Here is an 18,633-nt window from a genome sequence, read left to right as displayed (position 1 = left end):
CGGGACGCGCGCCGCGCGCAGGGGTCAGGAAGCCGGTGCGGACTCCGTGCCGGGGAGGACGGGCGAGGCCATCCGGGTGGACAACGCGGTGTTGAAGCGGGTGAGGAGCGCGCAGAACGTCTCGCGCTCCTCCGGGCTCCAGTCGTTGGTCAGCTCGGCCATCAGCCGGCGCCGGGAGGAGCGCACTTCGTCCAGCCGGGACAGCCCGCGCGGGGACAGCTGGAGCACCACGGCCCGTCCGTCCTCCGGGTGCGAGGTCCGCTTGACCAGGCCGGTGTCGACCAGCGGCGCCACCTGCCGGGTGACCGTCGACGAGTCGATGCCCATGCTCGCGGCGAGCGCCTTGACGCCCATCGGGCCTTCCTTGTCGAGACGGTTGAGCAGCAGGTAGGCGGCGCGGTCCATGGAGTTGCGCACCTGCCCGACGCCGCCGAGCCGGGTCTGTTCGGCACGGCGCGCGAAGACCGCGACCTCGTGCTGCAGCGTGTCCAGGAGACCGGTGTCACCGACGGTCGTCATGTCCATCGACATTTCGGGTGTTGTGGGCATGGCCGGGGGCTCACTTCATGAAAAGGGTGCTGGGTTGGGGGACAGGGTACGCGGCCCGGAGGCGGGTCGTACCGGCGCTGGGGAAACCGGTCTCGGTGGTTGGTCACAGCGGTCGTTCCCGCCTGTGAACTGCGATGCTGATGTCATGAGCCACGGCACGGCTGACTCCTTGCGGTCCGTCACCCTCGACGACGTCCGCGGCGCCCAGAAGATGCTGTCGGGGGTGGCGCGGACGACCGCGATGGAGGGCAGCAGGCACCTGTCCCAGCTCGTCGGGGCGCCGGTGCACCTCAAGTGCGAGAACCTCCAGCGGACGGGTTCGTTCAAGCTGCGCGGCGCGTACGTCCGGATCGCCGGCCTGCTGCCGGAGGAGCGGGCGGCCGGGGTGGTCGCGGCGAGCGCGGGCAACCACGCGCAGGGCGTCGCGCTGGCCTCCACCCTGCTGGGCGTGCGGTCCACGGTGTTCATGCCGGAGAGCGCCCCCCTGCCCAAGATCAGCGCGACCCGCGAGTACGGTGCGCACGTGTGCCTGCACGGGCAGGTGGTCGACGAGACGCTGGCGGCCGCGCAGGAGCACGCGGAGCGGACCGGCGCCGTGTTCATCCACCCCTTCGACCACCCGGACGTGATCGCCGGGCAGGGCACGGTGGGCCTGGAGATCCTGGAACAGTGCCCGGAGGTCCGCACGATCGTCGTGGGGATCGGGGGCGGGGGGCTCGCGGCGGGCATCGCGGTGGCGGTGAAGGCGCTGCGGCCCGACGTGCGGATCGTGGGGGTGCAGGCGGAGGGCGCGGCGGCCTATCCGCCCTCGCTGGCGGCGGGCCGGCCGGTGTCGCTGCACGGTCCGGCCACGATGGCGGACGGCATCAGGGTCGGCCGGCCCGGGGACGTGCCGTTCCGGATCGTCGGCGACCTGGTGGACGAGGTGCGCACCGTGTCGGAGGACGCGTTGGCGGCCGCGCTCCTGCTGTGCCTGGAACGGGCCAAGCTGGTGGTCGAGCCGGCCGGGGCGAGTCCGGTGGCGGCCCTGCTGAGCGCGCCGGACGCCTTCGAGGGGCCGGTGGTCGCGGTGCTCTCCGGCGGGAACGTCGATCCGCTGCTGATGCAGCGCGTCCTGCGGCACGGCATGTCCGCGCAGGGCCGCTACCTCGCCGTACGGCTGCGTCTGACGGACCGGCCCGGCGCGCTCGCGACGCTTCTCGGGGTGCTGTCGACGATGGACGCCAACGTCCTCGACGTGAGCCATGTGCGGACCGACCCGCGGCTCGGGCTCACGGAGGCGGAGGTGGAGCTGCACCTGGAGACGAAGGGGCCGGTGCACTGCGCCGAGGTCGGCCACGCCCTGCGCGAGGCCGGTTACACCGTCATCGACTGACGTCGGCGTCCGTCCGTCCGTCAGTCAGTCAGTCCATCCGTCAGTCCGCCGGTCCGCCGGTCCGCGCGTCAGTCGGTCCGCCGGTCGGCGTCGCGCACCGGGGCGGGCGGGGCCGCGCGCCGGGCGCCGTGCAGGGGCGTGCGCCGGGCCGGAATCCGCTTGGTCACTCGTTCGGGTAAGTCCGTTGAGGGACGCGATACATCGCGTTACGGTGGGGGTCGCGCCGTTTCGCCGACGGGCTCGACGCGTCCCGATCGGGCGGAACGAAACACGCGAACCTAGGCTTTCCGAAGAATCCCCGAAGACGTGGAGACTCACATGCCAGGCGCCATCCATGCCGAAGGCCTGGTGAAGACCTTCGGTGACGTAAGGGCTCTGGACGGCGTCGACCTCGACGTCCCGGAGGGCACCGTCCTCGGCCTCCTCGGGCCGAACGGCGCGGGCAAGACGACCACGGTCCGCTGCCTGACCACCCTCCTGCGCCCGGACAGCGGCCGGGCCGTGGTCGCCGGCCTCGACGTGCTCAAGCACCCCAACGAGGTCCGGCGCTCGATAGGCCTCTCCGGCCAGTTCGCCGCCGTCGACGAGTACCTGACCGGCCGCGAGAACCTCCAGATGGTCGGCCGGCTCTACCAGATGCGGGCGAGGGCGGCGAAGGCCCGGGCTGCCGAACTGCTCGACCAGTTCGGCCTCGTGGACGCCGCCGACCGCATCACGAAGACCTACTCCGGCGGCATGCGCCGCCGCCTCGACCTGGCCGCCGCCCTCGTGGTCTCCCCGCCCGTGATGTTCATGGACGAGCCGACGACCGGCCTCGACCCGCGCAACCGCCAGATGCTGTGGGAGGTGATCAAGCGCCTCGTCTCCGGCGGTACGACACTGCTGCTGACCACCCAGTACCTGGAGGAGGCCGACCACCTCGCGCACGACATCGTGGTCGTCGACCGCGGCAAGGTCATCGCCCGCGGCACCTCCGACCAGCTCAAGGCCCGCACCGGCGGCGAGCGCGTGGAGGTCGTGGTGCACGACCGCGAGCGCATACCGCCCGCGGTCGAGGTCCTGGCCGGCTTCGGCAAGGGCGACACCACCGTCGAGGAGCACACCCGCAAGCTCACCGTGCCCGTCACCGGCGGCGCCAAGCTCCTCGCCGAGGTCATCCGGGAGCTGGACGTCCGCGGCATCGAGATCGACGACATCGGCCTGCGCCGCCCCACCCTCGACGACGTCTTCCTGTCCCTCACCGGACACGCCGCCGAGGACGGATCCGAGGGCGGGTCCGAGGGCCGGTCCGAGAAGAACGGCAAGGAGGCCGTGAAATGAGCGCCGTCACCGACACCGCCCCGGACACGGCCCCGGGCCCGGCCCCGGGCGGCCCGCTCGGGCAGAGCGTCCGGGACTCCCTGGTCGTTGCGAAACGCAACTTGATCCGGATGTCCAGGATCCCCGAGATGGTCATCTTCGGGCTCATCCAGCCCATCATGTTCGTGGTGCTGTTCACCTACGTCTTCGGCGGGTCCATGCGGATCGGCGGCAGCACCAGCGCCACCGACTACAAGAACTTCCTCATGGCGGGCATCTTCGCCCAGACCGTCACCTTCGCCACCGCCGGAGCCGGCGCGGGCATCGCCGACGACATGCACAAGGGCCTCATCGACCGTTTCCGCTCCCTGCCCATGGCCCGCGGCGCGGTCCTCACCGGCCGCACCCTCGCCGACCTCGTGCAGACCGCGCTGACGCTGCTCGTCCTCGCCGTCGTCGCACTCCTGGTCGGCTGGCGGGTCGGCTCCGACGGCAGCACCGACGCCGTACGCGTCCTGACCGCCTTCGGTCTGCTGCTCCTCCTGGGTTACGCGTTCACCTGGATCGGCGCCCTCATCGGCCTGTCCGTGCGCACCCCCGAGGCGGCCACCTCCGGCGGACTGATCTGGCTCTTCCCCGTCACCTTCATCTCCAACGCCTTCGTGGACACCGCCAACATGACGCCCTGGCTGCGCCACGTCGCCGAGTGGAACCCCTTCAGCGCCACCGTCCAGGCCTGCCGCGTCCTGTTCGCCAACCCGGGACAATCGGCCTCCGGCGCCTGGCCCATGCAGCACCCGGTCTGGGCCTCGCTCCTCTACTCGGTGCTGATCGTCCTCGTGTTCCGCACCCTGGCGGTACGCAGGTACCGCTCGGCCACCGCATGACCGCGCCGGGCCACCGGACATGACGAGACCCCCGGCGCCCGTGGCGCCGGGGGTCTCGTGGGGACGGGGACGGTGCGGACCGTCGAGGTCCGTCAGCCGTTGTAGGGCTCCGCCTTGAGGATGCGTACGGAGGCCTTCTTGCCGTTCGGCAGCTCGTACTCCGCGTCCTCGCCGACCTTGTGGCCGATCACGGCGGAGCCCAGCGGCGACTGCGGCGAGTAGGTCTCGATGTCGGAGCTCGCGTACTCGCGCGAGGCGAGCAGGAAGGACAGCGTGTCGTCCTCGTCACCGTCGAAGGCGATCGTCACGACCATGCCGGGTGCCACCGCACCGTCCGTGGACGCCGGGGCGGCGCCCACCTTGGCGTTGTCCAGGAGCTGGGTGAGCTGGCGGATGCGGAGTTCCTGCTTGCCCTGCTCCTCCTTGGCGGCGTGGTACCCGCCGTTCTCCCGCAGGTCGCCCTCCTCACGCGCTGCCGCGATCTTGCCGGCGATCTCGGTGCGCGCAGGACCAGTAAGGTACTCAAGCTCGTCCTTGAGCTTGTTGTACGCCTCCTGGGTCAGCCAGGTGACGTTCTCGCTGGTCTGGGTCACAGGGTGCTCCTCGTCGGTACTGGGAATAACAAAGCATCGCCCTACCCGGAAGCATGTTCCTCCACAGATGGGCGAAACCACGAGCCTAACAATTCAGCGGCCCAAGGGGGAGGACATAAGGCATAAGACTTGCGTCGGCGCAGGTCAGTGCCCGGGTATTGCGGCAATGATCAGTCGGCGTGACAGCCCAGCAATTCCGCCGTGGTGCCCCGGGACGTGGTACGGAGCGTGACCGCCTCGTCGATGCGCGTGTCCGGGCCGGAGAAGCGGAAGTCGGCGCGGCCCACCTCGGCGCCGTTCTCGGCCTGCGAGCGGACCGTGCAGTAGCCGCTCACCCCCGCGTCCTTGCGGACCTCGAGGTGCACCCGCACCGAGTCGTCCGAGACCTGGAAGGTGATCACCTCGCCGCTGATCTCGTTCTGGGCGACGTAGTGATAGCCGAAGTAGCCGATCAGCGCGAGCAGCAGCACACCCAGGACGGCACCGGTCACCTTGAGCGTGCGGTCCGCGCGCTCGTCCGAGGAACGGCCGTAACGGCCCTCGGGCCGTCGCGTGCTCGCCGTGCTCATGATCGTCCTCTCGGCAAGGCCTCCGGCCGGTCGGGCGAAGGTCCGAAAGTGGGCTGCGGGGGCGGGCCCACGGAATTATCGGCCCCCCGATTCGGTCACTATAGAAGCCGCCGATCGCACCCCGTCCCATGGGGGCGCCGACTTACTGAGGATTTGAGTCTTGACTGACCAGCTGCGACTGATGGCCGTGCACGCCCACCCCGACGACGAGTCGAGCAAGGGCGCGGCCACCATGGCGAAGTACGTGTCCGAGGGGGTGGACGTGCTGGTCGTGACCTGCACGGGCGGGGAGCGCGGCTCCATCCTCAACCCGAAGCTCCAGGGCGACGCGTACATCGAGGAGAACATCCACGAGGTGCGCAAGAAGGAGATGGACGAGGCCCGCGAGATCCTCGGGATCAAGCAGGAGTGGCTCGGCTTCGTCGACTCCGGGCTGCCCGAGGGCGACCCGCTGCCGCCGCTGCCCGAGGGCTGCTTCGCCCTCGAGGACATCGACAAGGCGGCCGGCGAGCTGGTGAAGCAGATCCGTTCCTTCCGTCCCCAGGTGATCACCACCTATGACGAGAACGGCGGCTACCCGCACCCCGACCACATCATGACCCACAAGATCTCCATGGTGGCCTTCGAGGGCGCGGACGACACCGCGAAGTACCCGGAGAGCGAGTTCGGGCCGGCGTACCGGCCGCTGAAGCTCTACTACAACCAGGGCTTCAACCGTCCGCGTACCGAGGCGCTGCACCAGGCCATGCTCGACCGCGGCCTGGAGTCGCCGTACGGGGACTGGCTCAAGCGCTGGGACGAGTTCGAGCGGGTCGAGCGCACGCTGACCACGCACGTTCCGTGCGCCGACTTCTTCGAGATCCGCGACAAGGCGCTGATCGCGCACGCCACCCAGATCGACCCCGACGGGGGCTGGTTCCGGGTGCCGCTGGAGCTCCAGAAGGAGGTCTGGCCGACCGAGGAGTACGAACTGGCGAAGTCGCTCGTGGAGACCTCCCTCCCCGAGGACGACCTCTTTGCGGGCATCCGCGACAATGCCTGACATGAGCGCAAGCGTGAGCCTGGCAATGACGCACCTCGTCCCCCTCGCCAAGGAGGTCGACGAGAACAAGGTCACCCCCGGCGTCCTCGGCTTCATCGTCTTCGCGGTGATGGCGATCGCGGTCTGGGGCCTGATGAAGTCGATGAACCGCCGCATGGGCAAGGTCGACTTCGTGGAGACCCCGGAGGACGCCTCCGGCGGGACCGCCGCGGAGAAGACCACGCCCGCCAAGGGCTGAGCCGGGCCGCACCGCGGTACGCCGGCGCCGCTGCCCGCACGGGCGGACAGCGGCGCCGACGGCCTGCCCTGATTCCGACGGCCTGCCCAGATTCCGGCGGCCTGTTCCGGTTCCCGCGGCGCGGCCCTGTTCCGGCGGCACGCCCGGGCCTGCCGTCCCGGCCTCCGGAGCCACGACGGCGCCGGCGGGGGGCGGCAGCGGCCGGCAGGGCGTCCGCGCCCGGGCGATGGAGGGCGTCGGACGCGTTCCGGGAGGGGCGCCTGCGGCAGGATGGGCCCCATGGCGAACCGACTGGCCCATGAGACGTCCCCGTACCTGCTCCAGCACGCCGACAACCCGGTCGACTGGTGGCCCTGGTCGGGGGAGGCGTTCGAGGAGGCGCGCCGACGGGGGGTGCCGGTGCTGCTCAGCGTCGGGTACTCGAGCTGCCACTGGTGCCACGTCATGGCGCACGAGTCCTTCGAGGACCGGGCCACCGCCGACCACCTCAACGAGCACTTCGTCAGCGTCAAGGTCGACCGTGAGGAGCGGCCCGACGTCGACGCCGTCTACATGGAGGCCGTGCAGGCCGCGACCGGACAGGGCGGCTGGCCCATGACGGTCTTCCTCACGCCGGACGCCGAGCCGTTCTACTTCGGCACCTACTTCCCGCCCGAGCCCCGGCAGGGCATGCCGTCCTTCCGGCAGGTGCTGGAGGGCGTGCGGCAGGCCTGGGGCGAGCGGCGGGACGAGGTCGCCGAGGTCGCCGGGAAGATCGTGCGCGACCTCGCCGGACGCGAGATCTCCTACGGGGACGGTGTGGCGCCCGGCGAGCAGCAGCTGGCGCAGGCGCTGCTCGGGCTGACCCGGGAGTACGACGCGCAGCGCGGCGGGTTCGGCGGGGCGCCGAAGTTCCCGCCGTCCATGGTGATCGAGTTCCTGCTGCGCCACCACGCGCGCACCGGGGCCGACGGCGCCCTGCAGATGGCGCGGGACACCTGCGAGCGGATGGCCCGCGGCGGGATCTACGACCAGCTCGGGGGCGGTTTCGCCCGCTACTCCGTCGACCGGGACTGGACCGTGCCGCACTTCGAGAAGATGCTGTACGACAACGCGCTGCTGTGCCGGGTGTACACCCACCTGTGGCGGTCGACCGGGTCCGAGCAGGCCCGGCGGGTCGCGCTGGAGACCGCCGACTTCATGGTGCGGGAACTGCGCACCGCCGAGGGCGGTTTCGCCTCCGCGCTGGACGCCGACAGCGACGACGGCACCGGGCGGCACGTGGAGGGGGCGTACTACGTCTGGACGCCTGCGCAGCTCGTCGACGTCCTGGGCGCGGAGGACGCGGCGCTGGCCGCCGCCCACTTCGGGGTGACCGACGAGGGCACCTTCGAGGAGGGCGCCTCCGTGCTCCGGCTGCCGCAGGGCGAGGGCGTGTCCGACGCGGAGAGGATCGCGTCGGTGAAGGAGCGGCTGCTGGCCGCGCGGGCGGAGCGGCCCGCGCCCGGCAGGGACGACAAGGTCGTCGCCGCCTGGAACGGTCTCGCGGTCGCCGCGCTCGCCGAGACCGGCGCCTGCTTCGACCGGCCCGACCTGGTGGACGCGGCCGTCGCCGCCGCCGACCTCCTCGTCCGGGTGCACCTCGACGACCGGGCCCGGCTCACCCGGACCAGCAAGGACGGCAGGGCCGGGGCCAACGCGGGCGTCCTGGAGGACTACGCCGACGTCGCCGAGGGCTTCCTCGCGCTGGCCGCGGTGACGGGCGAGGGGGTCTGGCTGGACTTCGCCGGGTTCCTGCTCGACCACGTGCTCGCGCGCTTCACCGACCCGGAGTCGGGATCCCTGTACGACACGGCGTCGGACGCCGAGCAGCTCATCCGGCGCCCCCAGGACCCGACCGACAACGCGGTGCCCTCGGGGTGGTCGGCGGCCGCCGGGGCGCTGCTGTCGTACGCCGCGCACACCGGCTCGCAGGCGCACCGCGCCGCCGCGGAGAAGGCGCTGGGGGTCGTGAAGACGCTCGGACCGCGGGTGCCGAGGTTCATCGGGTGGGGTCTGGCCGTCGCCGAGGCGCTGCTCGACGGGCCGCGCGAGGTGGCCGTCGTCGGGCCCTCGCTCCACGATCCCGGCACGCGCGAGCTGCACCGCGCGGCGCTGCTGGCGACCGCGCCGGGAGCGGTGGTCGCCTGCGGCACGCCGGGGAGCGGGGAGTTCCCGCTGCTCGCCGACCGGGTGCTGGTGGGCGGGGCGCCGACGGCGTACGTCTGCCGCGGCTTCGTGTGCGATCTGCCGGTGACGGAGGTCGACGCGCTGCGCGCGAAGACCACCCCGTGAGGCGCGGGCGCGACGGGAACCGGTCACGCCCCGCGGCGGAACCGCCCCAGCGCCGGCCCGAGCGCCGGTCCCGTGGCGGAACCGCCCGAGCGCCGGTCCCGTGGCGGAACCGCCTGAGCGCCGGTCCCGTGGCGGAACCGCCCGGCCGAGGACCCGCCCGCGGGCGGCACGCCGTGGGGTGAGGAGCGGCCCCCGGGGCCCGTCGTCCGGATCATGCCGGGCTCGCGGGGCCCGGCACCGCTCCCCGGCCCGGCCCGGCCCGGTCCGGTCCGGTCCGGTCCGGTCCGGTCCGGGCGGAAGACCCTAGTGGTCGCCCGCGAACTCCCGCAGGGCGCGTTCCACGATGGCCTCCAGCTGCTCGTGGTGCGCGCCCTTCCAGTACGCCCGCCCGCAGTCCGGGCACCGCGCGAACACGTCGTACGTCTTCCGGGTGCCGCCCTTGAGCTGGTCGGTGACCTCTTCCTTGGTGGCCTCGCGCAGCGGCCCGTTGCAGGCGGTGCAGCGGGTCCAGGGGCGCAGCTCGGGGGCGAACCGGTCGAGGACGTCCCGGAGCTGCTCCTCGGGGACGGTGCTGTAGACGAAGGCGCCCGCCCACAGTTCGCGGCGGCGCAGCAGGCCGCGGTCGCGGCTCAGCATGACCCGCCGCTCGGCCGCCGAGCGGGCCGCGAGCGCCGGGTCGCCGATGTCGGTCGACTCGTACGCCGTGTCCACGCCGAGCAGCCGCAGCCGGCGGGCGAGGGTGCCGAGGTGGACGTCGAGCAGGAAGCGCAGCGGGGCGCCCGGTACCCGCTGGGGGCGGGCGACGGGGCGTACCTCCACCGACTCGCCGTCGGCCGGGACGTGCGAGACCGGGACCTCGCGGCCGTCGACGGACAGGGTGCCGACCTCCGTGAGGGGCACCCCGAGGGACTCGACGACGTGGCCGAGGGTGGAGACGCCGTCGACGGCGAGGGCGGTGGCGCCGGCGCGCCGGGCGGGCGGGACGAACGGGGCCAGCTCGGGGGCGACTTCGACGCGGATCTCGGGTGCTTTCACCCGGTCAGGATGGCACGGGGAGGCGACGGGACCTCAGGGGTTCTCCTTTCCGAGGCCGTGTTCCAGGACGTCCAGCGCGCGGTCGACGAGGGTGGTGAAGTCGCCCCGGTGGTCGTTCTCGGCCCAGTACAGGGAGGCCTCCATCAGGCCGCCGACGAAGGACATCGCGTAGACGCGGACCTCCAGGCTGTCGGGGTCGCGGCCGGTGCGCTCGGCGAGCGCGCCGCAGATCATGCGGCCGGTGACCGACATGCTCTCCATCATCCGCGAGCGCACCGCCGGGACCTCGACCATCAGCCGGGTGCGCAGCCGGGCCGCACGCGGGTCCTCCTCGACGCCGGCCCGCGCGGCCGCCAGCATCACCTGCCGGATGGTGTCCGGCCACGGCTCGTCCGCGGGCCGGGCCCGCAGCTCCTCCAGCAGGACCGGGTCGTACTCGTCCGTGAGGACGATGTCCTCCTTGGTCGGGAAGTAGCGGAAGACGGTCGACGGCGACACCTCGGCGCGCTCGGCGATCTGCTCGATCGTCGTCGCCTCGTACCCCTGCTCCTCGGCCAGCGCGTACATCGCGGAGCGGATCGCCTCGCGTGTCTTGATCTTCTTGCGTTCGCGGAGCCCGAGGCGGGGGCGGTCGGCGGGGGAGAGGGGGGAGCGTGCGGCCGTCATGGTGGTCATTGTCGGGCATCGGCCTTCGGAGCGACCAGGTCAGGGGCGGGGACCGGGAGGGCGCCGCGCACGCTCCCCGGCAGCAGCGCGGCCGCCGGCAGGGCGGCGACGAGGGCGGCGACACCGCACACCAGGAGCGCGACGCCCATGCCGTGCACGTACGCCTCGTTCGCTGAGGCCACGAGGTCCGCCGCGCCCGTCCGGCCGGCGACGACGTGCGCCGCGACGACGGACTCCCCGGCGGTGCCGGCGGCTTCCGCGGGCAGCCCGCCGACGTCGAGGCGGTCGCGGTAGGCGCTCGCGAGCAGGCTGCCCAGCAGGGCGATGCCGACCGCGCCGCCCACCTGGCGCAGGGTCATCAGCAGGCCCGAGCCGCTTCCGGCCCGGTCGGCGGGCAGGGTGCCGAGAGCACCGGACATGGCGGGGACGACCGAGAGGCCGAAGCCGGTCCCGGCGACGGCCAGCCACAGCGCGGTGAAGCCGTACCCGGAGTCCACCGTCGTACGGCTGCCCAGGAGGGCGGCGAAGGCGAGGACCACCAGGCCGGCGGCGACCACGGCCCGCGACCCGAAGCGGACCACGACCGGCTGCGCGGCCCGCGCGGCGACCAGCAGACCGCCCATCATCGGCAGCAGCCGTACGCCGGTGCCGAGGGCGTCGTGGCCGAGGACGGCCTGGAGGTAGGGCGGCAGCACGAACATCAGGCCGGAGAGCACGAACATCACCAGGGTCGCGGCGAGGGCGTTGAGGAGGAAACCGCGCCGTCCGAGCAGCGTCATGTCGAGCATGGGCCGCTCGACCCGCCGTTCGCGCAGGACCAGCGCGGTGATCAGTACGACGGCGGCGCCGGCCGGGGCCAGGACCGAGGGGTCGGTCCAGCCGCGGTCGGGGGCCTCGATGATCGCGTAGACGAGCGCGCCGAGCCCGGTCGCGGTGAACGCCGTGGAGACGGCGTCGACCCGGGGGGAGGCGGGGTCGCGGGTCTCCGGGAGCAGCAGGACGCAGGCGGCGATGCCGAGGGCGGCCATCGGCAGGTTGATCAGGAAGACCGATCCCCACCCGTGGTGGTCGAGCAGCCAGCCGCCGACGACCGGGCCGAGCGGCAGGCCGAGCGTGGAGCCGGCGGAGACGATGCCGATGGCCTTGGTGCGCTCGTCGGGCGCGAACAGCGAGGGCAGCACGGACAGGGCGAGCGGGGTGACCAGCGCGGCGCCGACGCCCATCACGGCGCGGGCGACGACGACCCCGGTGACGTCGTCGGCCAGCGCCCCGGCCAGCGAGCCGGCCAGGAAGACGCCCAGTCCGGTGATCAGCACGCGGCGCCGGCCGAAGCGGTCGCCGAGGAGTCCGGCGGGCAGCATCAGCGCGGCGAAGACGACGACGTAGGCGTCCGCCATCCACTGCTGTTCCCCCGTCGAGGCGCCGAGGTCCCGGGCCATCGTGGGGAGCGCCACGTTGAGGATCGTCATGTCGAAGCCGAGCGTCAGCATGCTCGCGACCAGGGCGGCGAGCGCCCACCAGCGGCGTGGATCGGGTGAGGTGACAGTGACCATGAAATGAAAGTAACCCTCAAAAGGTGGTGTCTGTCAACGATGTCGGCCGTCGTGTCGCGCCGTGCCGCGTTCCGTCCGCCCGTCGTTCCGCGCGCACGGAAAAGGGCCACGGCTCGCGAGCCGTGGCCCTCGAAAGGAGGGGGGCGGGGGTTATCCGTGCTGGTAGGCGACCAGGGAGATGCCCACGTAGTGCGTGATGAACGCCGCCAGGGTGAGGGAGTGGAACACCTCGTGGAAGCCGAACCAGCGCGGTGACGGGTTCGGGCGCTTGATGCCGTAGATCACGCCGCCCGCGCTGTAGAGGAGGCCGCCGACGATGACCAGGACCAGTACGGCGATGCCGCCCGTGCGCATGAAGTCGGGGAGGAAGAAGACGGCCGCCCAGCCCATCGCGATGTAGCAGGGCGTGTAGAGCCAGCGCGGGGCGCCGACCCAGAAGACCCGGAAGACGATTCCCGCCGCGGCGGCGGCCCAGATGCCCCAGAGCAGCACCTCGCCCTTGGCGCCCGGCAGGAGCAGCATCGTCAGCGGCGTGTAGGTGCCCGCGATGATCAGGAAGATGTTGGCGTGGTCCAGGCGGCGCAGGACGCCGTCCATGCGGGGGCTCCAGTCGCCCCGGTGGTAGAGCGCGCTCACGCCGAACAGCAGGCAGGCGGTGAGGGCGAAGATCCCGCAGGCGACGCGGCCCCGTGTGGAGTCGGCGAGGGCGGTGAGCACGAGGCCCGCGATCAGGGCCGCGGGGAACATGGCCAGGTGCAGCCAGCCGCGCAGCTTGGGTTTGACCGGATGCGGCAGGGAGAGCGCGACGGGGCCGCGGCCGGCGGCCGGCGTGTCCGTACGCGCGTCGGGGGCGGACGCAGTCATGCCTTCCATCGTACCTACGGAACCGTAGGTTACGGGTCGGCGGGGCGAGACGGAGAGCGGGGGTGGCCATCGTCTCATGTCCCCGGCCGGCCTCCCGAAGGGGTGGCGGAGAGCGGTCGGGGGGCGTACGTGGCGAGCCTCACGCCGCTCATCTGTGACGCCCTCTGGACAGATGCGTGCATGCATCGGATGATCAAATGAGTGCGGTCGGCACCGGATGAGCGCTCAGCAGCTCGCTGCGAAGCATCCGGGCCGCGGCCCCCACGGGGCAGACAAGGACAAAAACCCTCATTTAGGAGCGATCGTGGCGCGCGACATCGCGGCTCCCCCCGTCATCCCCACCCAGCACCAGGAACTGATCTCGTGGGTCAACGAGATCGCCGAACTGACGCAGCCGGACGACGTGGTCTGGTGTGACGGATCCGAGGCCGAGTACCGGCGGCTGTGCGAGGAACTGGTCGCCAAGGGCACCTTCCAGAAGCTCGACCCCGTCAAGCGCCCCGACTCCTACTACGCGGCGTCCGACCCGACCGACGTCGCCCGGGTCGAGGACCGCACCTTCATCTGCTCCGAGAAGGAGGAGGACGCGGGCCCGACCAACCACTGGAAGGCCCCCGCCGAGATGCGGGAGGTCTTCCAGGGGGAGAAGGGCGTCTTCCGCGGCTCGATGAAGGGCCGGACGATGTACGTCGTCCCGTTCTGCATGGGCCCCCTCGGCTCGGACCTCTCCGCGATCGGCGTCGAGATCACCGACTCCGCCTACGTCGCCGTGTCCATGCGCACCATGACCCGCATGGGACAGCCCGTCCTCGACGAGCTCGGCTCCGACGGCTTCTTCGTGCGTGCCGTGCACACGCTCGGGGCGCCGCTGACCGAGGGCGAGGCGGACGTCCCCTGGCCGTGCAACACCACCAAGTACATCTCGCACTTCCCCGAGACCCGCGAGATCTGGTCCTACGGCTCCGGCTACGGCGGCAACGCCCTGCTGGGCAAGAAGTGCTACGCCCTGCGCATCGCCTCCGTCATGGCCCGCGACGAGGGCTGGCTCGCCGAGCACATGCTGATCCTCAAGCTGACCCCGCCGCACGGCGAGCCGAAGTACGTCGCCGCCGCCTTCCCGAGCGCCTGCGGCAAGACGAACCTCGCCATGCTGGAGCCGACCACCCGCGGCTGGACCGTCGAGACCATCGGCGACGACATCGCGTGGATGCGGTTCGGCGAGGACGGCCGGCTGTACGCCATCAACCCCGAGGCGGGCTTCTTCGGCGTCGCGCCCGGCACCGGCGAGCACACCAACGCCAACGCGATGAAGACGCTGTGGGGCAACGCGGTCTTCACCAACGTCGCCCTCACCGACGACGGCGACGTGTGGTGGGAGGGCATGACCGAGGAGCCGCCCGCCCACCTGACGGACTGGAAGGGCAACGACTGGACCCCGGATTCGGGGACCCCGGCCGCCCACCCCAACGCCCGCTTCACCGTCCCCGCCGCGCAGTGCCCGATCATCGCGCCCGAGTGGGAGGACCCCAAGGGCGTGCCGATCTCGGCGATCCTCTTCGGCGGCCGCCGCGCCACCGCCGTCCCGCTGGTGACGGAGTCCTTCGACTGGAACCACGGCGTCTTCCTCGGCGCCAACGTGGCCTCCGAGAAGACCGCCGCCGCCGAGGGCAAGGTCGGCGAGCTGCGCCGCGACCCCTTCGCCATGCTGCCGTTCTGCGGCTACAACATGGGCGACTACATGGGTCACTGGGTCGACGTCGCCAAGGGCAAGGACCAGGCGAAGCTCCCGAAGATCTACTACGTCAACTGGTTCCGCAAGGACGACGACGGCAGGTTCGTCTGGCCCGGCTTCGGCGAGAACTCCCGCGTCCTGAAGTGGATCGTGGAGCGCCTGGACGGCACGGCCGAGGGCGTCGAGACGCCGATCGGCATCCTGCCGGCGCCCGGCGCCCTGGACACCGAGGGCCTCGACCTGGCGGAGAAGGACCTCGACCTCCTCCTCACCGTCGACGAGGAGATCTGGCGCGAGGAGGCCGCCCTGATCCCCGACCACCTCGACACCTTCGGCGACCACACGCCGAAGGAGCTGTGGGACGAGTACCGCGCCCTGGTGCGGCGCCTGGGCTGACCAGCCCCCTCATACGCCGCGGCCGGTTCCGATGGTGCCCTGACCAGCAAGATCGTCACGGCCGGCCGCGGTGCCGGCACCACCGACCGGCGAGGCCCCGCACAACGGCGTGGGGGGCCCAGGGCCTGTCGCCGCCCACCCGCCGGCCCCGACGGGACGGACGGCGGCAGGCCTTCGCCCTTCCCCGGCCCGTTCCCGGCTTCTCCGCCCTCACTTCGAGCGGTCCTCCAGGTACCGGGTGTGCGACTCCTGACGGCGCGCCTCCGTCTCGCGCACTCCCGCCGCCAGCCGCTCCGCCTCCTCGTGCAGCAGCGCCAGCTGCCGCTCCAGGTGCCGCTCGGGCGGCACCTGGCCCGGCGCGAGCCGCGTCCACCAGCGGGTCCGCACGAACGTGTCGACCGCCTCCGGCACGTCCTGGCGCACCGTCCGCGACAGCGCGTGCACCGCCTCCGGGTCCTGGACGAGGATCTCGGTGACCCAGCCCGGGTCCAACAACGCGGCCAGCAGTTCCGTCAGTTCGGTGAGCCGGCCGGCCGCCGCGGGCGGCAGTTCGACGTCCGCGAGGTACGCCTCCAGCCGGCCGAAGTCGCCCCGCACCTGATCGAGCTGCGCGGAGGGGTCGGGGAAGTCCGGCGGCGCGGGCCGCTCCGGCGGCGCGATCAGCGCGCCCGCGCCGTACAGGCCGACGACCACGACCGGCCAGTACGGCCCCGCCGCGCCCGTGAAGGTCAGCACCAGGCCGGCCAGCCCGCACCCGCTGCCGGCGATGTTCTTGCGGGACTCCAGGTAGCCCACGAACCTACTGGTAGCCACGGATCTCCTCGAAGGCGCCGTCCAGCGAGCCCTTTCGGGCGTCGAAGAGACGGCCGCCGGTCAGCTCGGCGATGTGCTCCAGTTCCTCGCGGTCGGAGTCGCCGAACAGGACGGTGAAGACGGGGACGTCCCGGCGGTCGCCGGACAGCCCGCGGTAGAAGGCGCCGAAGTCGTCCGCGTCGGCGCCCGCGGTGTTCTCGCCGTCCGTCATCAGCACGATCGACGTGAACGTGTCCTTGCCGGTGCCGAGATGGTCGTACGCCTTCTCCAGGGAGGTGAAGATCGCGGTGTCGCCGTCGGCCTCCAGGGCCTCGGTGTCGCCGCGGATCGCGGCGAGTCCCTTCTCCGGGTCGGAGGGGTCGACGACGTGCGTGCGCACGCTCTTCACGTCCGAGCCGAACGGCATCAGGGTGACCTCCTCCCGGTCGCGGAAGTCGCCGGTGAGACCGGTGAGGGCCGTCTTCAGACCGTCGAGGCGGCCGCCCTCCATCGACCCGGAGGTGTCGAGGACGTACACCGTCCGCGAGGGGCGGCGCAGCTCGTTCTCGTAGGCGTCGAGCAGGCCGTCGGCGACGGACCGGGTGCCGGGGAAGGGCAGTTCGCGCCGCCGGCCGGTGTCGAGGCCCGCCGCGGGCGGCACCGAGGCGACGACCGGACGGCGGTGGGTGCGGTCGGTGATCAGCCGTTGCACGGCGTCCGTGCGCAGCGCCTCGGCCACCCGGCGCACGTCCTCGCGGGTCGTCGCGTCGGTGGCGGCGAGGGAGGAGAGGGGGTAGTCGGCGGTGACGACGCCGTCCTTCGGGCGGATCACGGTCAGGTCCGGGATGCCCTCGAGGACGGACTCGTAGTTGAGCAGCGCGTCCACGTCACCGCGGCGGTCGTACGCGCTCGCCAGCCAGCCCGAGGAGCCCGAGGTCAGCTTCTGCCCCCGGAAGAACTCCTTCAGCCGGGGGCGGGCCTTCGCCACGTCCGCGTCGGTGAGCGCGGACTGGGCGCCGGAGAGAGCGGAGGCGACCGAGATCAGCGTGGAGAAACCGGAGTGGGAGCGGGCCGGGTCGGTCATGCCGTAGGTGAGCCGCCCGTCCCGGACGGCTCCGTCGATCTGCGCCCAGGTGACCTCGGCCGGCTTCCAGCCCAGCTTCTCCACCGTGGTGCTCCGCACGCCGACGGCGACCGGGCTGGACATGACGGAGGTCTCCGAGACGACCCGCTTCGCCGCGTCCGGGCGCAGCCGCAGGTAGTCGTTGGAGGACAGCCACACGGCGTCGTAGCGGCCGTCGGCCTTGCCGCCGGCCAGCAGGTCCACGGCGTCGAGGGTGCCCATGTAGGTGGGCCGGAGCGTGACGCCGGTGTCCTTCGCCACCCGCTCGAGGACCGGTGTCATGTCGGCGAGTTCGCTGGAGGCCAGGACGCGCAGGGTGCCCGGCTCGGGGGCGCCGGCGTCCTTCTCCTCCTCCTGGGCGGCCGTGCACCCGGTGAGCAGGGCGAGGGCGGCGAGCAGGGCGGCGGCCGGCCGTCCCCGTCTCATCCGAGGCCTCCTTCCAGCGCGCCCTGCGCGCGGCTGCGGTCCAGCCAGGCGCTCGCGTGCTGGAGTTCGGAGGTCAGGTTCTCCACCGTCGCCGCCATCGCCTCGGTGGCCTGGACCTTGTACGTGTCGATGGCGTCGAGGGTGCGGTAGATCTGCTGGAAGGCGCTCCGCAGGGTCTCGGCCCCCACCGCCGGGTCGGCGGCGATGCGCTGGATCTCCCCGCTCTGCGTCGCGAGCATCTCCGCGTTGCCCCGGATCAGGTCCTCGGTGGTCCCGCGCAGGGCGTCGACCTGCGCGACGACCTTCTTCTGGTTCTCCAGCGCCGAGGCCAGCATCACGGAGATCCGCAGCGCCGACACGGTCGTCGTGGCCGCCCGGTCGACCCCCTTGATCAGCTCGTCGTTGTTGCGGCGCACGACGTCCATGGCCAGGTAGCCCTGGGCGCACACCGCGAGCTGGGTGAGCAGGTCCTGGTGCTTCTGCCGGACCGGGAAGAGGACGTCGGCGCGCAGGGTGTCGGCCTGCGCGGGGTCGGCGGTCCCGACGCCGGCGATGTGCTCCTCGACGGCGCCGTCCAGGGCCTCGGTCAGGACGACGTACTCCTGGAGCTTGCCCATGGTCTCCCACAGGCGGACCCGCTCGGTCTGCAGCGCGGCGTTGTCGCGGCGCAGTTCGTCCTGGCCGCCCCGGAGCGATCCGACGATGTTGTTCAACGTGCCCTGTGCGGAGGCGTACCTGGCGACGTGGTCGCGCAGCCGGTTGCCGCCGGGCAGCCGGGACAGGAACCTGCGGCCCCTGCTCGCGGGCAGGTCCCGCGGGTCCAGGTCCTCGACCACGCGCCGCAGTTCGACGAGCGAGCCGGCCACCTTCGACGAGGCGTCCCCGCCCTTGTCGGGCAGGCTGCGCACGGTGCGCTCCAGCATGCGGTTGGACTGCGCGGTCGCGGCGCGCATCTCGCCGGCGCCCAGCGCGGTGATCTCGCCGACCTTGCCGGCGAACTCGGGCGAGCGGGCGTCCAGGGCGGCCAGGCCGCCGACGTACGCGGCGGCCTTGGCGGCCATGTCGGTGCGGACCCGGTCGTCGACCGGCACGAGTCCGCCGGCCCTCTCCCGCGGTACGGCCGCGACGGCCTCCGGCGGGGTGAGGGTGAAGTCGTCCGCTGCGGTGCTCATCTGGTCTCC

At 72.4% G+C, this 18,633-nt stretch carries 17 protein-coding genes; 7 read left to right on the top strand and 10 right to left on the bottom strand.

Going from position 1 to position 18,633, the window contains the following annotated elements; translation table 11 throughout:
* Positions 1 to 24 precede the first annotated feature (24 nt).
* Positions 25 to 531, bottom strand: coding sequence for a MarR family winged helix-turn-helix transcriptional regulator (locus ACZ5FU_RS03460; RefSeq protein WP_451525654.1), 507 nt, complete (start codon positions 529 to 531; stop codon positions 25 to 27).
* Between the two features lie 163 nt (positions 532 to 694).
* On the opposite strand from ACZ5FU_RS03460, the gene ilvA reads away from it, so the two are divergent.
* From ilvA to ACZ5FU_RS03445, 3 genes are all read left to right on the top strand, one after another.
* Entirely contained in the window at positions 695 to 1,924 is a 1,230-nt protein-coding gene (gene ilvA, locus ACZ5FU_RS03455; RefSeq protein ID WP_451525291.1) for a threonine ammonia-lyase, read from the top strand.
* A gap of 318 nt (positions 1,925 to 2,242) precedes the next feature.
* Positions 2,243 to 3,244 carry an ATP-binding cassette domain-containing protein gene (locus tag ACZ5FU_RS03450; protein WP_451525292.1) on the top strand — a complete coding sequence of 334 codons (1,002 nt, stop codon included), beginning with the start codon at positions 2,243 to 2,245 and terminating at the stop codon, positions 3,242 to 3,244.
* Positions 3,241 to 4,110 carry an ABC transporter permease gene (locus ACZ5FU_RS03445; RefSeq protein ID WP_451525293.1) on the top strand — a complete coding sequence of 290 codons (870 nt, stop codon included), beginning with the start codon at positions 3,241 to 3,243 and terminating at the stop codon, positions 4,108 to 4,110. The genes ACZ5FU_RS03450 and ACZ5FU_RS03445 overlap by 4 nt, the downstream gene beginning before the upstream one ends.
* A 92-nt stretch (positions 4,111 to 4,202) precedes the next feature.
* Here ACZ5FU_RS03445 and greA read toward each other — a convergent pair whose 3' ends face one another.
* Both greA and ACZ5FU_RS03435 read right to left on the bottom strand, forming a co-directional pair.
* Entirely contained in the window at positions 4,203 to 4,703 is a 501-nt protein-coding gene (gene greA, locus ACZ5FU_RS03440) for a transcription elongation factor GreA (protein WP_451525294.1), read from the bottom strand.
* Between the two features lie 170 nt (positions 4,704 to 4,873).
* Positions 4,874 to 5,272 (bottom strand): DUF4307 domain-containing protein, encoded by a 399-nt coding sequence (locus ACZ5FU_RS03435; protein WP_451525295.1) that lies wholly within the window; start codon positions 5,270 to 5,272, stop codon positions 4,874 to 4,876.
* 181 nt (positions 5,273 to 5,453) lie between these two features.
* On the opposite strand from ACZ5FU_RS03435, the gene mca reads away from it, so the two are divergent.
* The 3 genes from mca to ACZ5FU_RS03420 all read left to right on the top strand — a co-directional run bounded on the left by mca (position 5,454) and on the right by ACZ5FU_RS03420 (position 8,865).
* Entirely contained in the window at positions 5,454 to 6,314 is an 861-nt protein-coding gene (mca, locus tag ACZ5FU_RS03430; RefSeq protein WP_451525655.1) for a mycothiol conjugate amidase Mca, read from the top strand.
* A complete protein-coding gene (locus ACZ5FU_RS03425) occupies positions 6,307 to 6,552 on the top strand; it encodes a hypothetical protein (protein ID WP_451525296.1) in 246 nt (81 codons plus the stop codon). The genes mca and ACZ5FU_RS03425 overlap by 8 nt, the downstream gene beginning before the upstream one ends.
* Before the next feature lie 279 nt (positions 6,553 to 6,831).
* A complete protein-coding gene (locus ACZ5FU_RS03420; protein ID WP_468642971.1) occupies positions 6,832 to 8,865 on the top strand; it encodes a thioredoxin domain-containing protein in 2,034 nt (677 codons plus the stop codon).
* Between the two features lie 303 nt (positions 8,866 to 9,168).
* Here the strand turns inward: ACZ5FU_RS03420 and ACZ5FU_RS03415 are convergent, their stop codons facing one another.
* From ACZ5FU_RS03415 to trhA, 4 genes are all read right to left on the bottom strand, one after another.
* Positions 9,169 to 9,900, bottom strand: coding sequence for a Mut7-C RNAse domain-containing protein (locus tag ACZ5FU_RS03415; RefSeq protein WP_469044349.1), 732 nt, complete (start codon positions 9,898 to 9,900; stop codon positions 9,169 to 9,171).
* Between the two features lie 33 nt (positions 9,901 to 9,933).
* Entirely contained in the window at positions 9,934 to 10,566 is a 633-nt protein-coding gene (locus tag ACZ5FU_RS03410; RefSeq protein ID WP_469044347.1) for a TetR/AcrR family transcriptional regulator, read from the bottom strand.
* 5 nt (positions 10,567 to 10,571) lie between these two features.
* Positions 10,572 to 12,119: a DHA2 family efflux MFS transporter permease subunit gene (locus ACZ5FU_RS03405; RefSeq protein ID WP_451775221.1), complete on the bottom strand. Its 1,548-nt coding sequence runs from the start codon at positions 12,117 to 12,119 to the stop codon at positions 10,572 to 10,574.
* 150 nt (positions 12,120 to 12,269) lie between these two features.
* Entirely contained in the window at positions 12,270 to 12,983 is a 714-nt protein-coding gene (gene trhA, locus ACZ5FU_RS03400; protein WP_451525301.1) for a PAQR family membrane homeostasis protein TrhA, read from the bottom strand.
* A 304-nt stretch (positions 12,984 to 13,287) separates the two neighbouring features.
* On the opposite strand from trhA, the gene ACZ5FU_RS03395 reads away from it, so the two are divergent.
* On the top strand, positions 13,288 to 15,111 hold the full coding sequence (locus ACZ5FU_RS03395; protein ID WP_469044346.1) for a phosphoenolpyruvate carboxykinase (GTP): 1,824 nt from the start codon (positions 13,288 to 13,290) through the stop codon (positions 15,109 to 15,111).
* 210 nt (positions 15,112 to 15,321) lie between these two features.
* On the opposite strand, the gene ACZ5FU_RS03390 is transcribed toward ACZ5FU_RS03395, so the two are convergent.
* Genes ACZ5FU_RS03390 through ACZ5FU_RS03380 form a run of 3 tightly spaced genes read right to left on the bottom strand, consistent with a single transcriptional unit; the run spans position 15,322 to position 18,624 of the window.
* Entirely contained in the window at positions 15,322 to 15,924 is a 603-nt protein-coding gene (locus tag ACZ5FU_RS03390) for a hypothetical protein (protein WP_451525303.1), read from the bottom strand.
* Positions 15,911 to 17,452: a vWA domain-containing protein gene (locus tag ACZ5FU_RS03385; protein ID WP_451775225.1), complete on the bottom strand. Its 1,542-nt coding sequence runs from the start codon at positions 17,450 to 17,452 to the stop codon at positions 15,911 to 15,913. The genes ACZ5FU_RS03390 and ACZ5FU_RS03385 overlap by 14 nt, the downstream gene beginning before the upstream one ends.
* Positions 17,449 to 18,624 carry a toxic anion resistance protein gene (locus tag ACZ5FU_RS03380; protein WP_469044345.1) on the bottom strand — a complete coding sequence of 392 codons (1,176 nt, stop codon included), beginning with the start codon at positions 18,622 to 18,624 and terminating at the stop codon, positions 17,449 to 17,451. The genes ACZ5FU_RS03385 and ACZ5FU_RS03380 overlap by 4 nt, the downstream gene beginning before the upstream one ends.
* Positions 18,625 to 18,633: the final 9 nt, after the last annotated feature.

The organism is Streptomyces sp. NPDC031554, assembly GCF_055580685.1.
This window is presented reverse-complemented; position numbering and strand designations above follow the sequence as displayed.

Coding starts and splice junctions, on each gene's coding strand:
- ACZ5FU_RS03425 (WP_451525296.1), top strand. CDS start 6,307: ATGCCTGACATGAGCGCAAGCGTGAGCCTGGCAATGACGCACCTCGTC.
- ACZ5FU_RS03380 (WP_469044345.1), bottom strand. CDS start 18,624: ATGAGCACCGCAGCGGACGACTTCACCCTCACCCCGCCGGAGGCCGTC.
- ACZ5FU_RS03410 (WP_469044347.1), bottom strand. CDS start 10,566: ATGACGGCCGCACGCTCCCCCCTCTCCCCCGCCGACCGCCCCCGCCTC.
- ilvA (WP_451525291.1), top strand. CDS start 695: ATGAGCCACGGCACGGCTGACTCCTTGCGGTCCGTCACCCTCGACGAC.
- ACZ5FU_RS03450 (WP_451525292.1), top strand. CDS start 2,243: ATGCCAGGCGCCATCCATGCCGAAGGCCTGGTGAAGACCTTCGGTGAC.
- ACZ5FU_RS03385 (WP_451775225.1), bottom strand. CDS start 17,452: ATGAGACGGGGACGGCCGGCCGCCGCCCTGCTCGCCGCCCTCGCCCTG.
- mca (WP_451525655.1), top strand. CDS start 5,454: ATGGCCGTGCACGCCCACCCCGACGACGAGTCGAGCAAGGGCGCGGCC.
- trhA (WP_451525301.1), bottom strand. CDS start 12,983: ATGACTGCGTCCGCCCCCGACGCGCGTACGGACACGCCGGCCGCCGGC.
- ACZ5FU_RS03460 (WP_451525654.1), bottom strand. CDS start 531: ATGTCGATGGACATGACGACCGTCGGTGACACCGGTCTCCTGGACACG.
- ACZ5FU_RS03420 (WP_468642971.1), top strand. CDS start 6,832: ATGGCGAACCGACTGGCCCATGAGACGTCCCCGTACCTGCTCCAGCAC.
- ACZ5FU_RS03435 (WP_451525295.1), bottom strand. CDS start 5,272: ATGAGCACGGCGAGCACGCGACGGCCCGAGGGCCGTTACGGCCGTTCC.
- ACZ5FU_RS03445 (WP_451525293.1), top strand. CDS start 3,241: ATGAGCGCCGTCACCGACACCGCCCCGGACACGGCCCCGGGCCCGGCC.
- ACZ5FU_RS03405 (WP_451775221.1), bottom strand. CDS start 12,119: ATGGTCACTGTCACCTCACCCGATCCACGCCGCTGGTGGGCGCTCGCC.